Here is a 1,250-nt window from a genome sequence, read left to right on the forward strand (position 1 = left end):
GGTAGCTTTGTCCTTCTGTTGTAGGTATAATTTCAGGTTTAACATAATTACCATTTTTTTCAGCTATCCATAGAGGATTTTTGATTTTTTTAACCTCTTCTTCTAAATTTTCAATACTTGTAGGTATATATTTTGGAATGAGTTTGTTACCTTTTTTGTTAAAAATGATTTTACCTAAATAAATGCCAAATTTGGGATTATAAAATTTATCAAGTTCACTATCTATTAAGTATCCAATTGACCAATAATTTTTTTCACTAGGACATATATTATTAAAACATTTTATATTAGTATTTACACCTAAATAAAATGCATTTGGTTCTTTTCTGGTTTGTAAAAATTGTTCATATTTTTTTTTATTTGGTAATGGTCCTATGTTATTATTCATTATATTATCCTTGTTTTTTCCCTAAATTTTCCAGCAACAATCCTAGCATCCCTTTCACTTGGTTGTATAAAATATAAAGGAGAATCTGTTAAATTCTTTTTTTTATCTTTTATAGCTACAATCTTTTTTCTACTTTCATAGTAGGTTTTATTTATAAAACATTTTTGTGTTCCATATTCTACACTATCAAAAAGCAAACATTTTTTATTGTAAGCATTAAAAATATCATGATAATTCCATTGTATATACAAATTTACTGTGTTTAAAAAAAGTAACCTTTCTAAGCTATTGTTGGAGTTGATATTTATATGACTAACATAAAAATGTCTAAATTCATGTATGATGGTATCGATGAAATCAATAAAATACGTTTTTGGGTTTAAACTCAAAATATTATTTGTAAAATCATAGGTTCCAGAATCCCCGTTATTGGGATTATTTGTAATTATAGGTAAATCTTTTTCATTTATATTTAATCTTTTGGCAAAGTTTTTTAAAAAATCTTCTATAATTTCTATATGAATGTTTTCATTTTGAATTTTTTTTTCAAAGGTAAGCTTATAAATGGGAGTTTGATTATAAATTTCTGAGGCAGTTGTATAAAATTTCTCTCTTTTTTTTATGTATTCATTTCCATCTTTTACGCTTTTTATAAATTTTTCATTCGCTAAATCAAACCTATAATAAATATAAGCGATTTTTCCGGCAAGTTGAGGGTAGGTTTTAAAAAAGATATTATCATTTGTTTTATTTTTCTCTTGTAATTTACAACAAATTTTTAAAAAATCTATAGCTTCTAATACGCTAAAAATACAATTTGTATAAATAATGTCTTTTGCTAAATTGCTGTTGTTTGTGTTAT

At 23.9% G+C, this 1,250-nt stretch carries 2 pseudogenes; both read right to left on the reverse strand.

The features are described 5' to 3' along the window. A pseudogene (locus L8X40_RS08320) lies at positions 1–388 on the reverse strand (hypothetical protein); the annotation flags it as partial. After that, a pseudogene (locus L8X40_RS08325) lies at positions 388–1,250 on the reverse strand (hypothetical protein); the annotation flags it as partial. The pseudogenes L8X40_RS08320 and L8X40_RS08325, both read right to left, overlap by 1 nt.

It is taken from the genome of Campylobacter sp. CNRCH_2013_0855, from assembly GCF_025773025.1.
Classification (GTDB): domain Bacteria; phylum Campylobacterota; class Campylobacteria; order Campylobacterales; family Campylobacteraceae; genus Campylobacter_D; species Campylobacter_D jejuni_C.